The organism is Kribbella hippodromi (assembly GCF_039531045.1).
Taxonomy (GTDB): Bacteria; Actinomycetota; Actinomycetes; order Propionibacteriales; family Kribbellaceae; genus Kribbella; species Kribbella hippodromi.
Genome location: NZ_BAAAPH010000004.1, coordinates 92,921 through 112,647, shown reverse-complemented (window position 1 = coordinate 112,647; position 19,727 = coordinate 92,921). Strand labels below are relative to the sequence as shown.

At 67.5% G+C, this 19,727-nt stretch carries 19 protein-coding genes and 1 tRNA gene; 9 read left to right on the top strand and 11 right to left on the bottom strand.

Annotated elements, in window-relative coordinates; translation table 11 throughout:
* Positions 1–136: 136 nt before the first annotated feature.
* Positions 137–358, top strand: a complete 222-nt coding sequence (locus ABD260_RS07465) for a molybdopterin-binding protein (RefSeq protein WP_344232615.1) — start codon at positions 137–139, stop codon at positions 356–358.
* A 31-nt stretch (positions 359–389) separates the two neighbouring features.
* Here ABD260_RS07465 and ABD260_RS07460 read toward each other — a convergent pair whose 3' ends face one another.
* The 7 genes from ABD260_RS07460 to tenA all read right to left on the bottom strand — a co-directional run bounded on the left by ABD260_RS07460 (position 390) and on the right by tenA (position 5,867).
* Positions 390–1,643: an RNA polymerase sigma factor gene (locus tag ABD260_RS07460; RefSeq protein ID WP_344232614.1), complete on the bottom strand. Its 1,254-nt coding sequence runs from the start codon at positions 1,641–1,643 to the stop codon at positions 390–392.
* 41 nt (positions 1,644–1,684) lie between these two features.
* A complete protein-coding gene (locus ABD260_RS07455) occupies positions 1,685–2,065 on the bottom strand; it encodes a YciI family protein (RefSeq protein WP_344232896.1) in 381 nt (126 codons plus the stop codon).
* A gap of 15 nt (positions 2,066–2,080) precedes the next feature.
* A complete protein-coding gene (locus tag ABD260_RS07450; protein WP_344232613.1) occupies positions 2,081–2,470 on the bottom strand; it encodes a hypothetical protein in 390 nt (129 codons plus the stop codon).
* Positions 2,471–2,492: 22 nt separating this feature from the next.
* Positions 2,493–2,888 carry a DoxX family protein gene (locus ABD260_RS07445; RefSeq protein WP_344232612.1) on the bottom strand — a complete coding sequence of 132 codons (396 nt, stop codon included), beginning with the start codon at positions 2,886–2,888 and terminating at the stop codon, positions 2,493–2,495.
* A 639-nt stretch (positions 2,889–3,527) separates the two neighbouring features.
* A tRNA-Lys gene (locus ABD260_RS07440) sits at positions 3,528–3,600 on the bottom strand.
* A gap of 60 nt (positions 3,601–3,660) precedes the next feature.
* Complete coding sequence (locus ABD260_RS07435; protein WP_344232895.1) at positions 3,661–5,208, bottom strand: phytoene desaturase family protein; 1,548 nt, start codon at positions 5,206–5,208, stop codon at positions 3,661–3,663.
* Entirely contained in the window at positions 5,205–5,867 is a 663-nt protein-coding gene (gene tenA / locus ABD260_RS07430) for a thiaminase II (protein ID WP_344232611.1), read from the bottom strand. The genes ABD260_RS07435 and tenA overlap by 4 nt, the downstream gene beginning before the upstream one ends.
* A gap of 94 nt (positions 5,868–5,961) precedes the next feature.
* Here tenA and ABD260_RS07425 point away from each other — a divergent pair, with 94 nt between their 5' ends.
* Complete coding sequence (locus ABD260_RS07425) at positions 5,962–7,707, top strand: aminotransferase class V-fold PLP-dependent enzyme (RefSeq protein ID WP_344232610.1); 1,746 nt, start codon at positions 5,962–5,964, stop codon at positions 7,705–7,707.
* Between the two features lie 61 nt (positions 7,708–7,768).
* Here the strand turns inward: ABD260_RS07425 and ABD260_RS07420 are convergent, their stop codons facing one another.
* Together ABD260_RS07420 and ABD260_RS07415 are read right to left on the bottom strand one after the other, a co-directional pair.
* Positions 7,769–9,064 (bottom strand): ankyrin repeat domain-containing protein, encoded by a 1,296-nt coding sequence (locus ABD260_RS07420; RefSeq protein WP_344232609.1) that lies wholly within the window; start codon positions 9,062–9,064, stop codon positions 7,769–7,771.
* A complete protein-coding gene (locus ABD260_RS07415; protein WP_344232608.1) occupies positions 9,061–10,017 on the bottom strand; it encodes an SMP-30/gluconolactonase/LRE family protein in 957 nt (318 codons plus the stop codon). Before ABD260_RS07415 ends, ABD260_RS07420 begins: the two co-directional genes overlap by 4 nt.
* Before the next feature lie 200 nt (positions 10,018–10,217).
* Here ABD260_RS07415 and ABD260_RS07410 point away from each other — a divergent pair, with 200 nt between their 5' ends.
* From ABD260_RS07410 to ABD260_RS07380, 7 genes are read left to right on the top strand one after another with little or no spacing between them, the layout of a single operon-like run.
* Positions 10,218–11,390: a sensor histidine kinase gene (locus tag ABD260_RS07410; protein ID WP_344232607.1), complete on the top strand. Its 1,173-nt coding sequence runs from the start codon at positions 10,218–10,220 to the stop codon at positions 11,388–11,390.
* Positions 11,387–12,007, top strand: coding sequence for a response regulator (locus tag ABD260_RS07405; RefSeq protein ID WP_344232606.1), 621 nt, complete (start codon positions 11,387–11,389; stop codon positions 12,005–12,007). The genes ABD260_RS07410 and ABD260_RS07405 overlap by 4 nt, the downstream gene beginning before the upstream one ends.
* Before the next feature lie 29 nt (positions 12,008–12,036).
* Positions 12,037–13,029 carry a cation diffusion facilitator family transporter gene (locus ABD260_RS07400; protein WP_344232605.1) on the top strand — a complete coding sequence of 331 codons (993 nt, stop codon included), beginning with the start codon at positions 12,037–12,039 and terminating at the stop codon, positions 13,027–13,029.
* Between the two features lie 40 nt (positions 13,030–13,069).
* A complete protein-coding gene (locus tag ABD260_RS07395) occupies positions 13,070–13,681 on the top strand; it encodes a MarC family protein (protein WP_344232604.1) in 612 nt (203 codons plus the stop codon).
* Positions 13,682–13,738: 57 nt separating this feature from the next.
* Positions 13,739–15,592, top strand: coding sequence for an MGH1-like glycoside hydrolase domain-containing protein (locus ABD260_RS07390; RefSeq protein WP_344232602.1), 1,854 nt, complete (start codon positions 13,739–13,741; stop codon positions 15,590–15,592).
* Positions 15,589–16,458 carry a dihydrodipicolinate synthase family protein gene (locus ABD260_RS07385; RefSeq protein WP_344232601.1) on the top strand — a complete coding sequence of 290 codons (870 nt, stop codon included), beginning with the start codon at positions 15,589–15,591 and terminating at the stop codon, positions 16,456–16,458. The genes ABD260_RS07390 and ABD260_RS07385 overlap by 4 nt, the downstream gene beginning before the upstream one ends.
* Before the next feature lie 41 nt (positions 16,459–16,499).
* Positions 16,500–18,383 carry a golvesin C-terminal-like domain-containing protein gene (locus ABD260_RS07380; RefSeq protein WP_344232600.1) on the top strand — a complete coding sequence of 628 codons (1,884 nt, stop codon included), beginning with the start codon at positions 16,500–16,502 and terminating at the stop codon, positions 18,381–18,383.
* A 1-nt stretch (position 18,384) separates the two neighbouring features.
* Here the strand turns inward: ABD260_RS07380 and ABD260_RS07375 are convergent, their stop codons facing one another.
* Positions 18,385–19,176, bottom strand: coding sequence for a hypothetical protein (locus tag ABD260_RS07375; protein ID WP_344232599.1), 792 nt, complete (start codon positions 19,174–19,176; stop codon positions 18,385–18,387).
* Between the two features lie 14 nt (positions 19,177–19,190).
* The gene (locus ABD260_RS07370; protein ID WP_344232598.1) at positions 19,191–19,676 is read right to left on the bottom strand and encodes a SigE family RNA polymerase sigma factor; all 486 of its coding nucleotides are present in this window, start codon (positions 19,674–19,676) and stop codon (positions 19,191–19,193) included.
* Positions 19,677–19,727: the final 51 nt, after the last annotated feature.

Sequence of the window (19,727 nt, the reverse complement as noted above, 5' to 3'; positions counted from 1 at the left end):
TGGAGGCACCGATCAAGAAGTCGGAGGCCAAGCGGTCTTAGGAAGACAACTCACAAGACCAACTCCTTGGCTCACAGAACGACATGGCTACGATCCGACTTCGTGGGCCCAGCGCCGCGGTATCGAGAAGGTGGAGGTGCAGGTCGACGACGGCCCTTGGCAGCCGGCGCGCCTGGCGCCGCAAGACAACATCGACACCTGGCGGCAGTGGCTCTTCCGCTGGAACGCCACACCGGGCACCCACAAACTGACGGTACGCGCCACCGACTCCACCGGTCAGGTTCAGACCGCCGACCAGGCCCCGCCCCGCCCGAATGGCTCCAGCGGCCTGCACAACACGGTCTTCATGGTCCAGTGACAGACCCGACCTCGCCGCCCGGTCGCCCCGATCAAGGTTGGGTGAGGCGAGCCGCCCGCGCGTGCAGATAGCGCTGTTCCGGCGCGCTGGTGGTGAGTCTCGCCGCGGTGCGATACGCATCGCGGGCGGCGTCCACGTCACCGGACTGCTCCAGCAGATGCGCGCGGACGGCGGCCAGCCGGTGATGATCGGCCAACTTCGGGTCAGCGGCGAGCTTGTCGAGGAGTTCGAGCCCGGCTGCTGGGCCGCGGTGCATCGCCACGGCGACCGCCGAGTTCAGCCGGACCATGGGATCGGGGGACATCCGCACGAGTACGTCGTACAAGGCAACGATCTGCGCCCAGTCGGTGTCCTCGAAGCGATCGGCCTCGCTGTGGACGGCGGCGATCGCGGCCTGCAGCTGGTACGGGCCCGGACGGTGGGACGGAAGCACACCTTCGAGCAGTTTGATGCCGTCGGCAATCAGTTTGCGGTCCCACAGCGCGCGGTCCTGCTCGGCCAATGGGATCAGGTCACCGGTCGGCCCGGTCCGCGCGTGCCGGCGCGCGTGGGTGAGCAGCATCAGGGCGAGCAGGCCGCCGACCTCCGGTTCGGACGGCAGCTTCTGGTGCAGCATCCGCGTCAGGCGGATCGCCTCGGTGGTCAGTTCCACCCGTTGCAACGCCGTACCCGACGAGGCTGTGTAGCCCTCGTTGAAGATCAGGTAGAGCACCTGCATCACCACGGCGAGCCGAGGGCGGTGCTCGTTCGGCGCGGGCATCCGGAACCGTACGCCGGACTGGCTGATGCGCTGCTTCGCGCGGCTGATCCGCTGCCCGACCGTTGCCTCCGGCACCAGAAGCGCCCGCGCGATCTCGGCCGTCGTCAGGCCGCCGACCGCGCGCAGCGTCAGCGCCAGCTGACTGGCCGGTTGCACCTCCGGATGGCAACAGAGGAACAGGATCACGAGCGTGTCGTCCCCGTCCGGCCTGACACCGTCGTCGCCGTCGACCAGTTCCGCGGGCAGCCGGCGGACCGCGTCCAGTTGCTCGCGCCGGCGCCGCGCCTGCTCGCTGCGGAGCATGTCGGTCATCCGGCGTACGGCGACCGTCGTCAGCCAGGCGGCCGGATTGGGCGGGATCCCGTCCTTCGCCCAGCCGTTGACCGCCGCCAGCAACGCCTCCTGGACTGCGTCCTCGGCGACATCGAAGCGACCGAACCGCCGGGTGACAGCGGCGAGGACCCGCGGCGCGAGTTCGCGCAGCAGGTCCTCGGTCCGGGCGCCGTCCGCCGCGGCCTGGGTCACCGGTCAGCCTTCCCGGTCATGTCTCCTCGTCGAATCTCCGGTCACATCTCCTGGCCGCCCTGGTCCATCACCGGTCGCAGTTCGACCCGCGTCTCGACCAGCGCCGAGAACCGGGCGGCCAGCTCGACGGCCCGGTCGTGCGAGCCGACGTCGATGATCCCGAACCCCGCGAGCACCTCCTTGGCCTCGGCATACGGTCCGTCGGAGGCGACCGGCCGGCCGTCGACGACCTCGATCGTCAGCGTGTGCGAGGGATCGGCCAGCCCGAACCCGGTGACCAGCTCACCGTTGGCCGCCAGCTCGCCGTAGAACGCTCCCATCGCCTGGAAGTGCGCGTCCACCTGCTCCGGCGTCCAGGTCGGCTCGCCGCCGCCGAGCCCCAGGGTGTCCCAGGCCGACTCGTCCCCGAAGGTCATGATCATGTACTTCACTGCCGATCACCCCACACGTGTCATGGTCGACTCGTACCCGCCGCCCGGCCACTGCCAGGCACCGGTGCTGACCGAGAAACCGCTGTCGAACTCGCCGATGAACTTGGCCGGCGAGTCCGTGCCGCCGAACCAGATCGTCAACGTGCTGCCGTCCAGTTGATAGGTGTACTCGAGGATCTTGCCGGTGTTCGAGAAGTAGTGAGACCGGAGTGTACCGGTATCGGTGTCGAAGCCGATGTACTCGACGCCGCGGCTGTTCTCGCCGTCGTTCGTCAACTCGACCCGCTGGACGACGAACGCTCCGTCCTCGAACCATTCGTAGCTGACCGTGCCGTGATGACCCGGACCTTCGACCTTCCACGTGCCGATCAGGGGCGCAAGACTGCTGAGGGACATGATCGTCTCCTTTTCTATGAGTTCAGCGACGGACCAGTACGACGAGTTGCCGGCGCCGGGCGTACGCGACCACACCGGCGAGGATGCCGAACACGAGCGGCATCGTCGGCGCCGTACCGAGGAACACGACGTTGGTGACAGCCGCACCCGCCATCAACAAGATGAGACCTCCAGCAGCGACGGCGGCCAGCCGGGGAACCAGCAGACTGATCGCGCCGGCAAGCTCAAGCAGCCCAACGGCGACACGGAGCCACTGACCGCCCCCGATGTCGTCGAACATCCGGACCATCGCCTCAACCCCGAACAACTTCGAGGCGCCACCAACCGCGAACTGCACCGCCAAGCCGCCCTGAACCAGCCAGACCGCCACCACCCGCGCACCCGACCGCCCCACACTGCGGACAACACCTTCACTCATCGCTCACTCCGATCATCAGGGTGTGTTTTCACCCCGTTATCGAAGTCACCGCGCCCCCTTCGACAGCTCTACCAAACTTTCTAAAAAGTTCTTGGACCTCGGCCTCAGGGCCTCAGCGGGGAGAGTCATGCCGAGGGGTCCGCTGGATCCCGGCCCGGCAATTCCAGAGATTGGCCGCGCCGAACGCGAGGAGCGCGAGCCAACCGGCAACGCTCAGCCATAGCTTCGGAGGTTTCGGCGGCTTCACGATGAGTCGAACCAGCGGACCCCTACGTAGTCCGCCAGGCGGACGGCCAGCGCGATGCCGAGGACTGCGAACCCGCCGTAGACGACGCCGAACACCCACGGTCACCGCAATACCGGCCACGAACCGCGCCCCATGCATCTCGCCACTCCCGGACTCGCCGGCCAGGCCGTCGCTAACCCAGATGTCTACATGAGACGGAAGGCGAAGAACCCGGCAGCGCTGGAGGCACCCCTCAACAAGCCACCGGACGTTGCAGACCCACACCGGCATCCTGACCCGACAGATACCACCGACACCTACGGGTCCGACGTGGCGTAGGACACAAAAGCATGGGATAAAGCATGGGGCCACATAAGCGAAAGCCCAGATCAGCTCTCTGACCTGGGCTTTTGTGCGCCGCCAGGGACTCGAACCCCGAACCCGCTGATTAAGAGTCAGCTGCTCTGCCAATTGAGCTAGCGGCGCTTGGTGTTGCTTTCGAACGAAGAGGAGCGTAGCAGGAGGATTGGGGAGATGCGAAATCGGTTAGCGGGTGAGGATGGTCATGGCGGCGTTGTGGCCGCCCAGGCCGGAGACGGCGCCGCCTCGGTGGGCGCCGGAGCCGCAGCGGAGGAGGTTGGCGGTGTCGGTTTCGGTGCCCCAGCGGCCGGCCTCGGCGGGGGTGGTGGCCCAGGGCCATTGGAGGTCGCCGTGGAAGATGTGGCCGCCGGGCATGCCGACGGATTCCTCGATGTCGTACGGGGTCTTCGCCTCGATGCACGGGTTGCCGTCGGCGTCGCGGGCGATGCAGGCGTCGAGTGGTTCGGCCAGGTACGACTCGAGGCCGGCCAGGACCCGGCGGGTGGCCTCGGCGCGGGCCGATTCGTTGTCGGAGGCAAACAAACGGGCGGGGAAGTGGACGCCGAAGACGGTCAGCGTGTGGTGGCCGGAGGCAATCAGCTCGGGGGAGAGGATGGACGGGTCGGTCAGTGAGTGGCAGTACACCTCGGACGGCGGTACGGGCGGCAGCTGGCCTGCCAGAGCGGACTGGTACGCCGACTCGAGCTGGGTGTAGTCCTCGTCGATGTGGAACGTACCGGCGAACGCACGCGCCGGGTCGTCACCGGACTTGAGAGCCGGTAGGTGCCGGAGCAGCAGGTTGATCTTGAGCTGGGAGCCCTCCGGCTTCTCGACACCGGTCTGGCCGCGTAGCTCGGCCAGGGTGGACGGTGCGACGTTGGAGAGAACCCAGGAGCAGTCGACGGAACGCTCGCCGTCGCCGCCGAGCCAGGTGACCGATCCGCGTACGCCGTCGACCTCTACTGAGGTGACTGACGCGTTGGTCACCAGTGCGGCACCGGCGCGTCGTGCAGCGGCTGCCAGTGCGTCCGTGACGGCTCCCATGCCACCGACGGGCACGCGCCACTCGCCGGTGCCGTTGCCGATCAGGTGGTACAGGAAGCACCTGTTCTGGATCAGTGACTCGTCGTGCAGCCCAGCGAACGTACCGATGACCGAGTCAGTCGCTACGACGCCGCGGACGGTGTCGTCGGCGAAGCGGCGTTCGATGGTCTCGCCCAGCGGCCGCTCGACCAGCTCTTCCCACAGTGAGTTGCCGACGCGGGAGCGCAGGTCAGCAGCAGGCTGCAGTGGTTCGAGCAGTGTGGGCGCCACTGCAGCGGCCAGCGTGCCGACTGCGCCGTAGAAGTCGGTCCAGGCCTCGTACTCGGTGTCGGTGCCGGTGAGCGCCCTGAACGACTCTCTGGTCGCCGCACCCTCGGGGCGCTCCACCATCAGGCCGATGTCACGTCCGGAGCGACGCACGGGTGTGTACGACGCGACTGAGCGTGATCTGAGCTCCGATGCCAGCCCCAGGTCGGCGACGATCTTGTCGGGCAGCAGACTGACCAGGTACGAGTAGCGGGACAGGCGGGCGTCCACGCCGGGAAAGACGCGCTCGCTGACTGCCGCACCGCCGGTGTGCGCCTGTTGCTCGAGGATGAGCGTGGACAGCCCGGACTGGGCCAGGTACGTGGCGGCGACGAGCCCGTTGTGCCCACCGCCGACTATGACGACGTCGTAGAAGTCCTTCATCCCACCGGCCAATCGAGCTTGTGGTACGCGGCGTCCCAGAACATCCATTCGTAGCGGCACGTCATGGCGAAGTGCTGGTGACAACGTTCCCGCTCCGCGGCGCCTACGTCCAGTGCATCGGTGACGGCGAGCACGTCCTCGACTACCGCGTCGAACTCCTCGGAGCCGTACGTGGCGATCCACTTCGCGTACAGCGGGTCGGAGGAGGACCGCTTGAGCAGCTCCCGTCCGACGTCGCGGTAGATCCAGTAGCAGGGCAGCACGGCAGCTACCGCCTCGGCGTATGTACCTGTGGCGCAGACCGCGGTCAGATAGGACATGTACGCCGTAGTGGTCGGACCGGAACCGGCAGCGTCCACGTCGGCAGTGGTGAGACCGAGTGACTCCAGCAATGAGGTGTGCAGCTCCTGCTCCACCGCGATTGCGTTGGCCGCGTGCAGCGCGAACATGCGGACCGCGTCCTCGTCCGGTGCGCGTCCGGCGACCAGGCTGAGTGCTCGCGAGTACGCCCGCAGGTAGTGGCTGTCCTGGACGATGAAGTAGCGGAACGCGTCGTGGTCGAGGCTCCCGTCGGTCAGCCCGGTGATGAACGGGTGCCGGACGATCTGCTCGTACACGCCGGCGGCACCGCGGTCCCACAGCTCGGCGGAAAACGTCATCCCAAACTCCTCGCGGTCGACTGGCACCGACCCTATCCAGAGCGCCACGTCGCCACACGAGACGAACATCACTCCGCGGACCTACCCTGGCCACATGAGCATCCAGGGCGAGCAGGCCGGCAGTCAGACCGACGTGCCGCCGGAGATGCCGCCTGAGACGCCGTTGCTGCGGCGAATCCGGGCGTCGGTGATCGGCGACGACCAGGTGATGCCGGGGCCGTACGGTCCGCGCCGCGTCACGTACGCCGACTACACGGCGTCCGGCCGGGCGCTGACCTTCCTCGAGGACTTCATCCGCGCCGAGGTGCTGCCGCGGTACGCGAACACGCACACCGAGTCGAGCGGTACCGGTCTGCAGACCACCCGGCTGCGCGAGGACGCCCGCCGGATCATCCACACCAGCGTCGGCGGCGACGACGCGACCGCGGTGATCTTCTGCGGCTCCGGCGCGACCGGTGCGATCGACAAGCTGATCGGTGTGATGGGCCTGCGGATTCCCGCCGAGCTCGACGACACCTACCACCTGACCGATCAGATCCCGCCGGAGCAGCGCCCGGTGGTGTTCATCGGCCCGTACGAGCATCACTCGAACGAGTTGCCCTGGCGGGAGTCGATCGCCGATGTGGTGATGATCAGCCAGGATCAGGACGGTCACATCGACATCGGTCAGCTGGAGTCACGACTGCGCGAGTACGCCGATCGCCCGCTGAAGATCGGGTCCTTCTCGGCAGCGAGCAACGTCACCGGGATCGTCAGCAACACGCACCGGGTCTCGGCGTTGCTGCACCGGTACGGCGCGTTGTCGTTCTGGGATTTCGCGGCCGCGGCGCCGTACATCGAGATCGACATGTACGGCGGTCACCAGGACGATCCGCTCGCGTACAAGGACGCGATCTTCCTCAGCCCGCACAAGCTGATCGGCGGCCCCGGTACGCCGGGGGTACTCGTCGCCCGCCGGGAGCTGCTGCGCAACCGGGTCCCGGATGTGCCGGGCGGTGGGACCGTCGCGTACGTGAACCCGCTGGAGCATCGGTATCTCGACGATCCGGTGCACCGCGAGGAGGGCGGGACGCCCGCGATCATCGGGTCGATCCGTGCCGGTCTGGCGTTCCAGCTGAAACAGGCGGTCGGGATCGACGTGATCCGCGCGCATGAGAACGCCTACCTGCGCCGTGCGGTCGAAGCGTGGAAGGACGAGCCGAACCTCCAGATCCTCGGCAACCTGGACGCCGAGCGGTTGTCGATCGTGTCTTTCGTGGTGAAGGCGCCGTCGGGGCGGTACCTGCACCACAACTTCGTGGTCGCGTTGCTGAACGACCTCTTCGGGATTCAGTCGCGGGGCGGTTGTTCGTGTGCCGGTCCGTACGGTCATGCGCTGCTCGGGATCGACCTTGATCGCTCGCACGAGTTCGAGGAGGAGATCCTCCACGGCTGCGAGGGGATCAAGCCGGGGTGGGTGCGGGTCAACTTCAACTACTTCATCTCGGCGGCGGTGTTCACGTACGTCGTCGAGGCGGTCAAGCTGGTGGCCCGGGACGGGTGGCGGTTGCTCGGCGACTACCGATTCGATCCGGCGAACGGTCTCTGGCGGCATCACCGCGGTCCGGTCGAGCCGCCGATGCGGCTCTCGCAGGTCGGGTACGACGCCGACGGCAGGCTCCGGTACCCGCGCCACGATCACACGGCGCCGGAATCGGCGCTCGACGGGTACTTGGCCGAGGCCCGCGAGCTGCTCGCCACCTGCGCGGACAACCCGTCCGATCCGGAAGGCCGGGTGAACCGCGAGTTCGACCACCTCCGCTGGTTCGAACTGCCGTCCCGCTGTCTCACCCGCGACTGATCCGGCAGCTGCCCGATGAGGGGACGTCCGGCCGGCGCTCATCGGACGTCCGAGGTAGGCGTCATTGGCGCGCTCCGGCGGTGCGGAGGATCTTGGCGATCTGGTCGTAGCCGCGTGACTCGGCGTGCTGGAGCGGCGTGACTCCATCGGCGTCGGCGAGGCTCGGATTGGCGCCGGCGTCGAGGAGGATCTGGACGATTTCCTGCCACGGCTTGCTGCCCTTGCCGAGGATGATCGCCTCCAGCAAGGCCGTCCACCCGAGGTTGTTGACGTGGTTGACGTTGATCTTGGTCTGGACCACTCGGCGTACGTACTCGACGTGGCCGCGTTCACTGGCCGGGATGACGGAGATGCCGCCGAACCGGTTCCGCAGGGTCAGGTCCGGGTTCGCCGGGAGCAGGGTCTCCAGCATCGCCACGCTGCCGGTGACACCGGTGACGAGCCAGGCGGAGTCCTGCCGGTCGTCCTGTGCATCCGGGTCGGCGCCGAGCTGCACCAAGAGGCGGGCCGCGTCCACCCGGTCGTTGAGCGCGGCGAGCAACAGCGGCGTACGCCGGTGATCGTCGCGGGTCTCGATCGATGCGCCGGCTGCCAATGCCGCGGCGACCTTGTTGGCGTCACCGGATGTCGCGGCACCTAGTAGCGCACTTGCGGGCGCCTTGGTGGCCAGGACATCACTTACCTCGGTTTGGCCGCGTTGCTTTGCGCCTTGAACCGGCGTGGTGCCGTCCTTGGCGGCGGGTTTGTTTCGGTCTGCTCCGGCGGCGATCAGCAGTCGCACGGTGTCGAGGTACTCCTGGTTGCCCTTGCCGAGCAAGATCGCTTCGTGCAGTGCGGTCCAGCCCAGGTTGTTGACGTGGTCGATCGCTACGCCGGCCTGGATGAGCCGTCCGACGACGGCTGCATGGCCACGCTCGGCGGCGCGGATCAGGGCGGTGCCGTGGTAGCTGTCCAGGCTGCGAACGTCCGCGCCGTTGGCCAGCGTGAGGTTGAGCAGGTCGAGGTAGCCCTCGCTGGCGGCGATCAGGAACGCGCTCTGCACGGTGTCGTCGGTCGTGTTGACGTTCGTACCGGCTGCGATCAAGCGCTTCGCCTCGGAGACGTCGTTCTTCCAGGCGGCGGCGATCAGCTGGCGGTCGAGAGCGGACTGCACTGAGGTACTCCTCGCGGTCGATGGCTGCGTAGTAGGCGCCGAGCCAGGCCCGGCGCTCGGCCCGCTGGTCGGCTCGGTGGTCGCGCCGGTCGTCGGTGCCGAGGTCGGTGCGGTGGGACTCGGTGTACTGCTGGTCTCAGTGGAACACGCTGTGGTCACCGCCATCAGCAGGACGGCGACCACGGCGATCGGACGGCGCTTCATCGGCGCGGCGGGTTCATGGCGATGACCTGGTACGGCGGGACCGCGGTCGGCTCGTCGAACTTGCTGTCCACCACCAGCAACCGGCCCTGCGCGAACTTGGCGGTCGTCAGCACCCGGTCCGGGTCGGTCGGTGTCGCCGACACCAGCCGCGCGGTCCGGCCGTCTGGGGCCAGGCGCAGGGTGCTCAGCACGCGGGAGAAGTTCCGCACGACCCACAGGCTGGTGCCCTGCTGCACGAGTCCGTCGGCGTCGACCAGGTTGGCCCCGGCGGTGTCGATCGGAGTGGCCTGGCCGGACCGCAGGTCGAAGCGCCAGAGCTTGCCGACGTTGCCTTGGGCCACTACCAGCGCCTTCCGATCGGGTGACACGACGATGCCGCCCAGGTTGAAGCCGGTCGCTGTCTCGATCGTGCCCGTCCCGTCGGCCCAGGTCTTGATGCTCCACTGACCACCCTGCTCGGACACCCGGAAGACCTGCGGGGCATTGGAGTTGGTCACGTACGCCGCGCCGTCCGGCCCGATCACCAGGTCGTTCAGGAACGTGTTCGGTACGCCGGTGCGCAGCGCGGCGAGCAGCCGCCCGTCGCGGTCGTACACCCAGAGGTCCGGCGCACCGGGGTGGTCGATCCCGTTCGGTCCGCCGGCGACATACACCCGGCCCTGGGAGTCGACGTTGACACCACGGGCGGTCCAGCGGCCGTCGGTGCCGTCGCCGCGCAGCCACTCCGCGGCGGAGCCGGACCGCAGTTGCCCGCGGTGGATCTCGCCGCCGGTGGTCTCGGACACGTAGTAGGTCTGCGTCCGGGCGTCGAAGCCGATGCCCTCGAACTTCGACCCACCGGGGTCACCGGGTAGCTCGTAGGTGCTCGGCCGGGCGGCGGAGGCGGTCGAGGCTCCGAGGCCGAGCAGCGTGGCGGACAGCGCGAGGGTGGCGGACAGCGTACGGACGGACATGTGCGGACCTCTCAGTCGGTCGGGAAGTGCGAATAGGTCGGTCGGGAGTGCGAATCAGGTGGGTCGGGGAGTGCGGATCGGTTCCGGACTGGTTCCAGCCTCCGTCGCCGCGGCCGTCCGCACGACAGGCGTTCGGCCAGCAACGGCTAGCCGAACGGATGATTCGGAACCGGCACTTTCCGGCCTACGATCGGCAGGACATGACCACTGCAGACAATCCGGCGATCCTGGGCCACGCGCACCGACTGGCGACCGCGCTGCATGCGGCGCTGGTCGTCCTCGTGCTGGCCTCCGCGGTGCGCTACCTGACCGGTCACGGCTTCGGCGACCGCGTGCCCCTGGTGCTTGCGGGCGCCGTGGTGCTCCTGGCTACGTACGCGGCTTACCGCCTGCTCAACAGCCAGGTCTGGCTGGCGCTGCTGGTGCTCGAGTGGTTCCTGCTGGTGCTACTGGCACCGTCGTTCGCCTGGTGCGCTGTGCCGCTCTCCTTCGTTGCACTGCGGGTCCTGTCGTTCCGCCCGGCCTGTCTGGTCGTAGCGGGCATGGTGGTGGTCACAGTGGTGCAGTGGACGCGGATGGCTGACCGGGTCGATCCGACCATCGTGCTGGGGCCGGTCTGCATCGCAGTGCTTGCCGTAGGCGCCTATCGGGCGCTGGAGCGGGACGCACTGGCCCGGCAGGCGTTGCTGGACGACCTGAGCGCCGCCCAGGGTGATCTGATCGACGCACAGCACCAGGCCGGCGTACTGGCAGAGCGGGCCCGTTTGTCACGCGAGATCCACGACAGCGTGGCGCAGGGCCTGTCCAGCATCAACCTCCTGCTGCACGCTGCCGAGCGTGAGTGGGACGACAAGCCCGCCCAAGCACGCCTACACGCCGCTCAGGCAGCTGCCACCGCACGTGACGGGCTGGACGAGGCCAGGAGAGTAGTACGCGACCTAGCTCCGGCCGAGTTGGTGGTTGGCCTGCCGGAAGCCCTCCGCCGCACCTGTGAGCGGCTGGCAGCGCACAGCCCAGTAGAGGTCCGCGTGCAGGTGCACGGTACGCCCGTGACGCTCGACTCCGAAGTGGAGACCGCCTTGCTGCGTACGGCCCGCGGCGCACTGGCGAACGTACTCGAACACGCCGCCGCGCAATCGGCCGTCGTGACGCTCACCTACCAGCCCGATGCCGTCGTCCTCGACGTTGTGGATAACGGCCGCGGCCTTCCGCGATCTCGTGCCAAGATCGATTCCGACCGCGGACACGGTCTGGCCGGAGTTCGTGACCGGCTGAAACAACTGGGAGGAACGCTGGTGCTGGAGAGTGAACCGGGCGAGGGAACCGCGCTGGCCGCGTCGGTTCCGTTGCGGGCGACGAAGGAAAGTCCATGATCAGCGTGGCTCTGGTCGACGACCACCCGGTCGTGCGAGCCGGGGTTCGGGCCTTGCTCGAGGGACAGGAGGACCTGTCCGTCGTCGGCGAGGCCCCAGATGCGAACAGTGCCGAGCAACTCGTCGCGGCCTTCCATCCGGACGTGGTGCTGATGGACCTCAACCTCGGCGCCGGCGCGGGTGGAGCCGAGGCGACCGCACGACTACGAGCGCTGCCCGACCCGCCGTACGTGCTGGTGCTGACGACGTACGACACCGAGGCCGACATCATGAGCGCGATCGACGCGGGCGCCTCCGGGTACCTGCTGAAGGATGCGCCACCAGAGGACCTGTTCCGGGCGATCCGCGGTACTGCCCGCGGCGAGACCGTGCTGGCGCCGGCGGTCGCTGCGCGGCTGATGCGACGCTCCGGGCCGAGCCTGACCGAGCGGGAGGTGGAGATCCTCACCCTGCTCGCCAGCGGCAAGTCGAACCGCGACCTGGCCAAGTTGCTGTTCGTCAGCGAGGCGACGGTCAAGTCGCACCTCGCCCACATCTACTCCAAGCTCGAGGTCGACAACCGGGCCGGCGCAGTGAACCGCGCAATCGAGCAACGCATCATCCGGCCTACCAGATGACGGGAGTCGGATGACCTAATGTCAGAGCTGTGAGCAGTACCGACGAGGCGGATGGCGGGAGCGAGAGTCTCCTGACGGTCCTGGTCGCGCTCACGGCGAACCTGTTGATCGCGGTGGCCAAGACGATCGTCGCGGTGATCACCGGTTCGGCGTCGATGGCGGCGGAGTCGGCGCATTCCTGGGCCGATACCGGCAACGAGGTCTTCCTGCTGGTCGGGGAGCGGCGGGCGCGGAAGCCGGCCGACCGGAAGCACCCACTCGGGTACGGGCGGGTCGGCTACGTCTGGTCGATGTTCGCCGCGTTCGGCCTGTTCACCGTGGGCGCCGCGGTGTCGGTGTGGCACGGCATCCAGTCGCTCGAGCACGGTGAGGCGGAAAACACCTCGTACGGTTGGGCGTACGCGGTGCTCGGCGTCTCGTTCGTACTGGAAGGGATCTCGTTCACCCAGGCCATGCGGCAGACCAAGGCCGGTGCGCTCGAGCGGATGCTGCGACCTTGGCGGTACGTGCGGATCACCTCGAACCCGGTGCTCCGCGCGGTGTTCGTCGAGGACCTGTCCGCGCTGATCGGCATCTTGATCGCCGGCGTCGCGATCTTCCTGCATCAACTGACCGGCAACGCGGTCTGGGACGCGATCGGCTCGATCGTGGTCGGTGTACTGCTCGGCGTCGTGGCGCTGTTCCTGATCAGCCGGAACATGGACTTCCTGACCGGCGAGGCAGTCACGCCGCTGGCGCGGAACCGGGTACTGCGCGCGCTGCTCAACCACCAGGACATCGAGCGGGTGACCTTCTTGCACATGGAGTGGGTCGGCGCGGACCGGATCTTCCTCGTCGCCGCGGTCGATGTCGTCGGCAACGACGTCGAGTCGGAGGTCGCCGCCCGCCTGTACGCGATCGAGGACGCGCTGAACGAACGCCCCGAGATCCAGCAGGCGATCCTCACGTTGTCCCGCCCCGGCGACGCGACGAACCTCCAGCCGGATCAGTTGCCGCGCTGGTACGTCGAACCGCCGTTGTGAGGTACGCGCTCTGTCGGTCGAGAGGTGTACGCTCCCGACCGTGGAGCCCGTACACGTTGCGGTTTCGGCGCTAGCCGCCTTGCTGCCGATCACCAACCCGATCGGCGCGCTGGCCACGTTCGCGGGGCTGACCGAGGGCGTCGACCGGGCCGCCATGAAGCGCCAGGCGGTGATGACCGGTGTCTACGTGCTCGGCATCCTGGCGGTGTTCGCGCTGCTCGGGACGCTGGTGCTGGAGGGGCTGGGCATCGGTCTGCCGGCGCTGCAGATCGCCGGTGGACTGGTCGTCGCGCACTCCGGTTTCGGGATGATCGTGTCCCGGCAGGCGCTGACCGACGACGAGAAGACGCACGGCGTGGTCAAGCCGGACGTGTCGTTCTCGCCGATGGCGTTACCGCTGATCGCCGGTCCGGGTGCGATCGGGGTCGTGATCGCGCTTACTGCGCGGCATCCAGGGATCACCAATCGGCTGAGTGTGATCGTGGCGGCGCTGGTCCTGGCCGCGCTGGTCGCGCTGATGCTCCGATTCGGTACCCCGCTGGTCGACAAGCTCGGTCCAACCGGTCTGGGCGCGCTCAGCCGGATCATCGGCTTCCTCACGCTCGCGATCGGTGTCGAGTTGGTGACGCACGGCGTACTCGCGGTGAAGTGATCGAGGAACGCGCCGGGTAATTCGTATTAGCCAAGTCGTCGGTGCCAGGCTGGTGCTATGACGAACGAGAGTGCGGCGGCTTACGACCGGCTCCAGGACGAGTTGGGGCGCGGCTGGAACACCTGGGACACCCGCAGTGTGCTGACCCAGGTCCTGCTCCCGGATGCGCTCGGCGTGTCCTTCGGGCTGAAGGAGTACTACCGCGGAACGTCGCTGCGGACCGCGCAGATCGGGCGGCGAACCGAGGGCGCGGAGACGGTGACCCTCGGCCCGCACGCGTACGACGGGAGCTATACCGAGACGACTGTTAGCTGGGCCGGGGTGACCATCCGGGTCCAGACCGCGCAGGTCGGCGATGACCTGGTGGCGCTGGTGACGCCGTTGGCCAATCAGCAGAAGAGCGCGTTGCTGACGGTCGCGGTCAACTACCTCTGGAATCGCCCGGGTGTCGTGGTGCGCGAGGGCGAGCGGATTCGCGCGACTGGCGATCGGGTCATCGCCGTCTTCACGACCGGCAAGCACGTCGATGATCCGTACTGCGACATCGATGGTCCGTACCTTGCCGTCGAACTGTCCCAGACGGTCGGCGTGTCCACGGGTCGTGAACGGAGTCTGGCCGAGATCGCGGCGATTGTCGCGAGCGCATCGGCTGAGTTCGGTGTCGCCGGCGCTGACCCGATTGCTCAGCATCACGAGATCGTTCGGGACGCGATCTCGTGGAACACGATCTACGAGCCGTCCAAGGCGCGGGTGATCACGACCGTGAGCCGGCTCTGGAACGTCGGCAAGCGCGGTGGGTACGCGTTGTTCTGCTGGGATGCGTTCTTCAACGCGTTGATCGCGGCGCCGAACAGCAAGCCGGCCGCGTACGTGAACGTGATCGAGATGCTCCGTGCCCGCACCCCGGACGGTTTCGTCCCGAACGTCGAGCAGGGCACCGGCCGGAAGACGTACGACGGTTCGCAGCCGCCGATCGGATCGCTGACCGTTCTGGAGCTGTACCGGCGGTTCGGCGACAGGTGGTTCCTGGAGGAGACCTTCGAGCCACTGCTCTCCTGGAACCGCTGGTGGTGGCGCGCACGCCGTGACGGCGAGCTGTTGTGCGCGGGGTCGACGTACTTCGACCCGGAGTACCCGTCACCGCAGGACGTTCCGCGAATACATCAGCACTTCGGAGCGACCTGTGAGACCGGATGGGACGGGCATCCGGTGTTCGACGACGTGCTGTTCGACCAGGAGAAGAGTCTGCTGGCCGCGCACGACGTGGGCATGAACAGCCTGTACGCCGCCGACTGTGAGGCACTGGCTGACATCGCGGACATCCTGGGCGAGAAAGCGATAGCTGCTGAACTACGGGATCGGCAGCAAACCGTCGTACGCGCCATGGAGACGCTGTGGGACGAGCCGAGCGGCATCTACCGGAGTCGTCGGACCGACACCGGCCAGGTGACCGAGCGGCTGTCGACGATGAGCTTCTACCCGCTGTTGGCCGGAGTGGGTACGGGGGAGCGCGTCGGGCGGATGCTGTCCGAGCACCTACTGGCCGATGACGGGTTCGGTGGTGAGTGGATCTTGCCGACGTCATCGCGGCACGAGCCGATCCAGCTCAAGGAGACGTCGTACTGGGAGCTGCGTGCTTGGCCGCCGGTGAACTTCTTGGTGTACCTGGGGTTGCTGCGGGCAGGTGAGAAGGACGCAGCCACCTGGCTGGCCGACGGCAGCTCGCGGCTGGTGCTGAAGGAGTGGAACGAGCACCGGCACATCCATGAGAACTACTCCAGTGTGCACGGCGCCGCCTGCGACAAGCCGAACAGCGAGCCGTTCCAGACCTGGGGCGCACTACTGAGTCTGATCGTGCTGATGGAGCGCGGCGAAGTCACGTTGTTCGACGACGAGAGGTGGCACGGATGAGTCTGCTGAGTGGCGTGGTCGTTCCGTTGGTGACGCCGATGTCAGCTCCTGGAGTGCCGTCTGCGGAGGCGGCAGAGAACTTGCTGGCAGCAATGGCCGCTGTCGGCGTACGTCGGCTGATGTTGCTCGGCAGCAATGGGGAAGGGCCGCTGATCCCAGCGGAGCTGTCTGGTGAGTTCGCGGCCGGAGTTGTGAAGCGCTGGCAGGAGCTGGTCACGGACGGGACGGTCCTGGTCAACGTGACGGCCCCTGGGACTGCGGAAGCGGAGCGGCGAGCTGACGACGCTGCCGCGGCCGGTGCGGACGGGATTGTGTCCAGTCCGCCTACGTTCTTCAAACACCGCCCCGACGAGGTGGTAGCGCACTTCGAGGCGCTCAGTCGCCACGGGCTGCCCGTGGTCGCCTACAACTCGCCCCGCTCGACTCTGTTCACGCAAGAGAGTGCAGCCGCGTCTAAGCCGTACCTAGTCGGGGTGAAGGACTCCTCGGGTGACACCGAGATGCTGCACTACCTCATGTCGCTTGGACTCGAGGTCAGTCAAGGCGATGAGCACGGCTTGGCGGACGCGATCCGGGCCGGCGTACCCGGCATCACGCCTGGCATCGCCAACTTGGCTCCTGGACTGGCATTGCAGCTGGTTGCTCCGGGCGCTGAGCTGGACCGGCTGCAGAAGCTGGCAACTGCGCTGACCAAGATCCACACGGTGCGCCCGGGCGTACCGACGGTCAAGGCACTGCTGAACGCACGTGGTCTGTGCCCGGCGCACTGCGCGCCCCCGCTCGCTCCGGTCACACCGGATGAGCTGGAACGGCTGACCGAGCTCGTAGAACCGCTGGAAGAACACCTCATCCCCAGGAGTGCGTGATGATCAGTCGGCGGGCTTTCACAGTAGGACTAGGTGTTGCGATGACTGGTGTAACACCGGCGTTCGCACGTCGTACGCCAGGCCAACCGGCGTACGACGAGCAGACGCTGTGGGACGCGTCCTCAGGACCGTTGGCGAACTACCACGTACACGGTCTGACGGTGCTGCCCGATGACACGATCCTCGCGTTCTGCGAGGGGCGGCACGAGGTGTGCGATGCGGGACCGCGTGACTTGCTGATGCGACGCAGTACCGACAAGGGCGACAGCTGGAGCGAGTCGCAGGTCGTCGTACCGTCCGTGGACGGCCAGTCCTGGGGCAATCCGGCAGCGGTGTACGACCGGCAAACGCACGAAGTGTTCCTGTTCTACGCCTTGTCCGAGCGGCTACCAGAGAACACCAGCTGCTCCGGCGACACCGGCGTACTACATGTCATCTCCAGCAAGGACCAGGGCATCACGTGGGGCGAGCCGCGCGTACTCGATCTGTTCGACCACTTCGGGTACGACTGGGCGCTGCACTCACCTGGACCGGGTCACGGCATCCAGCTGGACAACGGGCGGCTGCTGATGAACGTGGCGCACCGCCGGGTGATCGTCGGCAACACCGTCGTCGAGCGGATGTACGGTGTCGCCTCCGTCTACAGCGACGACCACGGGCGTACGTGGCAAACGACCGGTGCGGTACCGGTGTCGGCGGACTACCCGATCAACGAGGCCCGCCTGGTCCAGCTGGATGACGGATCGGTGCTGATCAACGGACGCTACGCAGCAGGTGGGAACCGGCAGCGCATTGTGTCGGTCAGCAAGGACCGTGGACTGACCTGGTCGGCTCCGGTGATGGACGGCGGTACCGGGACGTTCAATGCGGTCGACGCCGGCATGCTCGGGTACACGCGTGGACGCATCCTGTTCAGCCGTCCGGACTCACCGATGCGGTACAACATGACTGTTTCGATCAGCTACGACAGTACGCAGAGCCTGCGCTACAGCCGGGTGATCAACCCGGGGCGTTCGTACTACTCGGACCTGGCGCGGCTGTCCGACGGCACGATCGTGCTGATCTACGGCTGCGACGGTGACATCCCCAGCTTCCCGCTGCGCGTCAACGTGTGCCGGTTCAACCTGGAGTGGTTGACACAAGGCCGTGACAGCTTGGTCAGCGGTCCGCGGATCCGGTCTACGTCCTATCCGGTGAAGCAGTTGGAGTGCCGGGTAGTAGCGCCCGGGCCGGGGGAGTACGAGCTGTGGCTGCGCTACCACCGGTCTCCGGACGGCGGACTGGTGTCGATGACGGTCGACGGGCAGAAGCCACGTAACTACCTGATCGACACGACCTCGGAGACAGCAGCCGGGTACGACGTGCTCTTGCTGGGGACCATGCGCCTGAGTGGTGGACCGCATGTCGTCCGGTTCGCTGCGGCTGGTGCCGGCCGAGGTGGTGGTCAGGCTGTTGCCCTCGACAAGCTGACGCTCACCCAGGGGCCTGCTACACCAGATGTCTCCGAGGAGATCACTGTGGACAACGGTGCGCTCGGCTACTCAGTTGTCGCGGGCAGTTGGCCCAGTGGTACCGGAGTGCCCGGCTACTACAGCGGGAACTATGCATCGCATGCTCCGGGCGCCGGTACCGCACAAGTGCGCTGGCAGCCATGTCTTCCCGGTGACGGGCGGTACGAGGTGCTGGTGTCGTACACAGCCGCTTCGAACCGGTCGACCGCTGCGCCGTACACCGTCACGTACGCAGGTGGGTCCAGCACGGTCCTGGTTGATCAGACCGTTCGTGGGGCGCCGGACTCGCGAGGCGGCGAGTGGGTCAGCTTGGGTACGTACACCTTCGCTGCCGGTCTCGCCGCCTCGGTGTCCCTCACCGACACCCCCAGCGGCTACGTCGTCGCCGACGCGGTCCGCTTCCTCCGTCGTTGAGCTACTTGGCCGGCTTGCCGAATGAAGTGGAGCTGACCGGGGGCAGCTTCCAGGCCTTGCTCTTTGCCAGCGTGGTGAGGTCCTGGATGGACAGCATCGGGTGCGTACGAGTGTGCTGGCGGCCCTTCTCGGCGGGGCCGTTGTAGCTCGTCACATTGATGTTGCGGCCATCCGGGCGGAACAGCGTGACGAAGTTGCCGACGACACCGAACTCGGCCTGCCGGGAGTCCGAGTAGGTCGGCTGTTCCTTGGCGGTGTACAGGACGGAGCCGTCGGGCAGTGTGGTGCAGCCGGCGCGGTGCTGTCCGCAGGGGTTGATCTCACCGCCGCCGGACAGCATCACGTCGACGCGTGAGGCGCCCTTGCCGTCGTTGACCACGTACGCCGCACCGGTGAAGCCGCGCTCACCCCAGGTCTCCGGCTCCGAGAAGGTGCGTCCCGGGGCCGCGACCAGGCTCCGCAGGGTGTTGAGGGTCTTCGCTGCGGTCGTGCCGGCGGGCTTGCTCGACGGGGGTGTGGCCGATTGGGATGGCTTGACGGACGGTTTGGCGACTGGGAGCGGGGCGGGAGTGCCCGCGGTCGCTGTGTCCTTGGGGGAGCCGAGTAGCTGGACTCCGCCGGCGATCAGGCCGACCGTGGCGAGTACAGCGCCGGCGCCGCCTGCGGTGCGGATGACCGTACGCCGGCGACGTAGCCGGAGGCCGTGGGTGACGCTGCGCTCCAGCAGGTCCGGGGTGACCGGTTCGAGGTTCTCGGTGGCCCGCTGCATCAGGTCGGTGAGTTGCGTGTTCATGGTTCTCCTCTGGTTCAGAGCGCGATCAGCTGGGCGTCGTCGCCGAGTACCGCCCGGAGGCGGTCCAGGGCGCGGGCGGTGCGAGTGGTGATCGCACTGGTGGTCTTGCCGAGATCCAGCGCCACTTGCTCGACGCTGCGATCTTCGAAGAACCGCAGCACCAGCACGGCGCGATCCAGCGGCGCCAACTCCGCCAGCGCCCCCTGCAACGCCATCCGCAACTCCGGGTCCCCGGGGCGCTCCACCACTTCAGGCACTTCGCCGGTAGGCCGTTCGCCCCAGCTCTTGCGCCGCCGCTGCGAGATGTACGTCCGCACCAAGGCGGTTCGCGCGTACGCCCCCGGGTTCTCGATCCGCGACCAGACGGTCAGCAGCTTCGCCAGCGTCTCTTGTACGAGGTCCTCCGCATGATGCCGATCCCCTGCCAGCAACCAGGCCGTCCGGTACAACTGCGGTATCCGAGCCCGAGCAAACTCCTCGAACTCCGCGGTCCCACTCATCCACACCCCTCTCGTAGGCGCCTCTACCTCCCAAGACGCACCCACGCCCCA

What these genes read in the sequence shown, in the direction of transcription:
- ABD260_RS07405 (WP_344232606.1), top strand. Translation starts at nt 11,387, where the DNA reads ATGATCAGCGTGGCTCTGGTCGACGACCACCCGGTCGTGCGAGCCGGG.
- ABD260_RS07420 (WP_344232609.1), bottom strand. Translation starts at nt 9,064, where the DNA reads ATGAAGCGCCGTCCGATCGCCGTGGTCGCCGTCCTGCTGATGGCGGTG.
- ABD260_RS07390 (WP_344232602.1), top strand. Translation starts at nt 13,739, where the DNA reads ATGACGAACGAGAGTGCGGCGGCTTACGACCGGCTCCAGGACGAGTTG.
- ABD260_RS07385 (WP_344232601.1), top strand. Translation starts at nt 15,589, where the DNA reads ATGAGTCTGCTGAGTGGCGTGGTCGTTCCGTTGGTGACGCCGATGTCA.
- ABD260_RS07445 (WP_344232612.1), bottom strand. Translation starts at nt 2,888, where the DNA reads ATGAGTGAAGGTGTTGTCCGCAGTGTGGGGCGGTCGGGTGCGCGGGTG.
- ABD260_RS07450 (WP_344232613.1), bottom strand. Translation starts at nt 2,470, where the DNA reads ATGTCCCTCAGCAGTCTTGCGCCCCTGATCGGCACGTGGAAGGTCGAA.
- ABD260_RS07410 (WP_344232607.1), top strand. Translation starts at nt 10,218, where the DNA reads ATGACCACTGCAGACAATCCGGCGATCCTGGGCCACGCGCACCGACTG.
- ABD260_RS07435 (WP_344232895.1), bottom strand. Translation starts at nt 5,208, where the DNA reads ATGAAGGACTTCTACGACGTCGTCATAGTCGGCGGTGGGCACAACGGG.
- tenA (WP_344232611.1), bottom strand. Translation starts at nt 5,867, where the DNA reads ATGACGTTTTCCGCCGAGCTGTGGGACCGCGGTGCCGCCGGCGTGTAC.
- ABD260_RS07455 (WP_344232896.1), bottom strand. Translation starts at nt 2,065, where the DNA reads ATGATCATGACCTTCGGGGACGAGTCGGCCTGGGACACCCTGGGGCTC.
- ABD260_RS07380 (WP_344232600.1), top strand. Translation starts at nt 16,500, where the DNA reads ATGACTGGTGTAACACCGGCGTTCGCACGTCGTACGCCAGGCCAACCG.
- ABD260_RS07370 (WP_344232598.1), bottom strand. Translation starts at nt 19,676, where the DNA reads ATGAGTGGGACCGCGGAGTTCGAGGAGTTTGCTCGGGCTCGGATACCG.
- ABD260_RS07415 (WP_344232608.1), bottom strand. Translation starts at nt 10,017, where the DNA reads ATGTCCGTCCGTACGCTGTCCGCCACCCTCGCGCTGTCCGCCACGCTG.
- ABD260_RS07425 (WP_344232610.1), top strand. Translation starts at nt 5,962, where the DNA reads ATGAGCATCCAGGGCGAGCAGGCCGGCAGTCAGACCGACGTGCCGCCG.
- ABD260_RS07375 (WP_344232599.1), bottom strand. Translation starts at nt 19,176, where the DNA reads ATGAACACGCAACTCACCGACCTGATGCAGCGGGCCACCGAGAACCTC.